At 63.4% G+C, this 3501-nt stretch carries 1 protein-coding gene; it reads right to left on the bottom strand.

Going from position 1 to position 3501, the window contains the following annotated elements; genetic code table 11:
• Positions 1 to 323: 323 nt before the first annotated feature.
• A complete protein-coding gene (locus Q0795_RS16970) occupies positions 324 to 1685 on the bottom strand; it encodes a competence protein CoiA family protein (protein WP_298891710.1) in 1362 nt (453 codons plus the stop codon).
• Positions 1686 to 3501 lie beyond the last annotated feature (1816 nt).

Raw genomic sequence — 3501 nt, 5'->3', positions numbered from 1 at the left:
GGAGAACCGCAGCCCGGCAGCGCCAGCCGGCGCTACCCCACGCCCACGCGCCAAATCCGACAGACGATGACCATCACGCTCGCGCCGAGCCCACCAGCCCGACCTCATGAAAGACCGGGGCTCAAGAGACCCGCCTACTGACGGAATGTCACTCAACGCCTACCTGATGCTGACTCAAGGCGCGTCCAGAAGCGACGCTCCCGGATCCTCGCCTGACAAGAGCGAGTGCCCGCACGATCTAGCCCGGCGGCGCAGTTCAATCATCCGGAACTGCCGCTGGGAGCACGCGTTGTGGAGAGCAGACAAGACGCTGCTGCGATTCTCTACTGCAAAGGTGGGAGGCGCCCTCTGTCCGGACCTTCGGCCAGGGCACGAGTGACGGTGCCCAGCACGCCTGGGGGTAGGGCAGACCACTTCGATGTCGAGCGCCCTCTATTGCTGCGCAACCGTAGGACGTCTACAGCTTGACTCGCCTGCCACACGATGCGCGCGCTGGCGCTCTCAATTAGGCAGACGCTTGGGTTCGCCAGCAATCGACGACCGTTCGGCGTCTCCGGAGGCGGCTCACCGGCTTCCCCAGAGAGGACGAGAATCCCCTCCTTGGCCACCGGCGCGGCTTGTCCTGCGAACCAGATGTAGCCCGCATCGCGTAGGCGGGTCAGGAAGCAGTCCAGCTGCCGAGGCCAAGAACCGCCGAGCTTCTCATGCCCGGGTAGGGAGGCATCGAGAAGAGCGGCCATCGACAGGGTCGAGCCAATGTGGTGATCGAGCTCGGCCATAATGAGCCATCGCCAGTGCGAAGCGGACCATGGCCACAGGAACTGCTCGCGCTCCACGGCGCGAGCACCCTGTTCGTCCGCGTTCTGGACCACATCCTCCCCGGCCGAGAGGTCAATTACCCGTGGCAGTGGGCGCCCCCTTTCCAGTTCCAGCTTGGCGCGCACGGCCCCCCACTCCTCATCGCGCCAGTGCGCAGATCGCTGAAGCGCGTCATCCCGACTGCGTTCTTCGGCGAGATGCTGTCGGAACTGGCGCCCCCGACGCATCTGCTCGTGAAGCCCCGGCAGGTTCGGGACGCCGGCCATGGGTTGACAGTCGGTGAGATCGAACCACTCTGCGCGGTACCCTCCTCCAATCGGGCTGCCTCCCAGCGCCGGTATCACACCTTCACCAACTACCCAGCCGAGTTGTTCAGCCCGAGGGTCCAAAAACAGTATCGGGTGCTCGCTATCAAGCACTTTCAGGGCCACGCGGCCGAGCTTCAATGCTCCACCGCCGCCTAGAGGTCGATAGTATTTGATGCCGCCGAACAGCCACACATCACGGATTCCCTCGTTGCGGTAGCGGTGGTGACGTTTCAGCCACTCATCCTCAGTCAGGTGTGCCAACTGCACTTCGTAGGCCACTTTGCGACCGCATGGCAGCGAGAGAAAGACGTCTGGGCGCGCGCCGGACTCCGTTTCGCAGGTGTCCACGTGAACCGCCGCCTTCGGGTACGCCCTCCGTAACCAAGCCCCAATCAGATTCTTTCCAGTGTGATGGGCAAGAGTCTCAGGCGCGTGGCCACCACTTCTATGGGCGAAGTGGTCCCGCACCCGTCGGGTTCCTCGCACTGTTAAGCGGGGGTCTTCACAGTCAGGGAACGGGCAGACCAAGTGCCCCGCGGTGGCGTCATGGCGGAGCATGTCGGCGCCCCCGCGAGGCAAGTAAACCATCGGCGCGCTGGACCCGAGACGTGTGTCCCGAGCGAAGACTTGTGGCTGTCGGGTACGGAAACGAGGCGGGCTTGAGGTCGGTTCGCTCATGGGATCATAGTGGGTGCTCGCGGTGAGAAACTATCCTCAGAGTAGGACTCTGCTCTGCAGAGCAGCTTCTCACGTCCGGTCAACTCTGGACGGGTGCCGACTGATAGTGTCTTGACAGGCCCGTGAGTCAGCCTTTCGGCTGCCGATCACGTTTCACGAAACCGTCGCACATTCAAAGGCGGTCGAAGGGGCACCCCTGCGTCGTCAGGAACGGTGGCATTCAGTTGTCGTAGCTTCGAGCGACCTGTGCTGCCGAAATAAGGCATAGCGTCAGGTCCTGCGCCTACGTCGGAATGTGGAGCTCTTCCGGGCAACGGTTGCCGCTCGGTGACGGTTCAGTTTTCCGCCTCGGTTCGACGGCGTATATACGCATTTAAGGCTTCCTGCATACGAGCATGCTCGGCAGTCGGGACCTGGTGCGCTCCATGTGCTCGATCGCCCCCCTCTCTAGCTACCGGAGAGTTAGGGACGCCGTCACTCACAGGGACGGGCGTCGCTCCCGCTCCAGGTGCGGATGATCCCGCTCTGGGGTGGGGTGCGGGCCGCGTAACACCGGGGGGCCTCGCCCGTGTGTGTGGCTTCGTCTCCCGCGCGCGCCCTTTCACGTACTGGGACCACAGCAGGCCCGCTAGGGGGACCCCCAAGCCAAGGCTGGCGACGTTGGCGAAAGTCACGCCAGCGAAGAGCGGCAGGGCGGCCGCCATGGCCAGTGCGACAGGGAAGGGCGCAATCCGCTGTGGGCGCTCGGCGGCTCGGAAGGACCAAATTATCGCCCGCAGACTCGTGGCAATGGGGATGACCGCGAACCAGAGCCAACTCGCCAGGGTGTTGGCGTCCTGTACCCCGCCGAACGAGTGACCGGTGAAAGCAACCCCAAGGACCCAGGCCACCGACGCAACAACACTGAGCCACCAGAGAACGGGTGTGGCTGGCCGTTGTAGTGAATCCGTGCTGAGCGGAATCTCGTCAAGTATCAATCTGGATGGCTTCGCCGTTCCTGACCTGCCCGACGGCCACAGCGGAGACTGACGGCTCTCGCTTCTTGCGAACTTCGGTGAAGTTGCGTCTATGCCCGTGGTCCGCCGGCGTCGCAGGGTGTCTATGTATCGCGCCTTCGCCTCAGTCGACGCCTCTATGTCCCACCCACTGCGATTCATCGCCATGCAGGGGTGGAGTGTCCAGGGGCGACCCAGGACGTCGAAGTAGGCGCATCCTCCCTTCCTGTTGCGGTAGAACCACACGGCAGCTCCGCACACGGGGCAGTGAGCGTTCGGCTCTGCCGGAAGCTCCTGCCATTCCACTACAGATTGGGGGCTAGACCGGGTATACGGTGCGGCGAAAGATGGACCTACTGGCCGCATGAGAGTTAGTGGCGGAGACGATGACTGCTGCCCATATCGGGAAACCGCGTGTCCTGACACCCAGTGAAGCGATCCGTCCCTGGAGGTTCTCCAATGCCCTCGCCGGTAGTACCGTGCCATGGCTCCCCCTACCACGATGGCGACCGCTCACGGTCACGAGCAACTGCTGACGTAGGCCCAGCGTAGTGGATTGACACCTGATCGATCGAGTAAGCAGGAACATCCGGTATTGCCGCCAGGCGGGCGTCTGTTGAGAGTGTGAATCGCCCCGGGTTTCGTGGAGGCTCGGTTAGGTGGTTCGGACCTCGGTGAGGACCGGGTTCTTACGGTAGTGC

Source organism: uncultured Serinicoccus sp. (assembly GCF_947487915.1).
Taxonomy (GTDB): domain Bacteria; phylum Actinomycetota; class Actinomycetes; order Actinomycetales; family Dermatophilaceae; genus Ornithinicoccus.
This window is presented reverse-complemented; position numbering and strand designations above follow the sequence as displayed.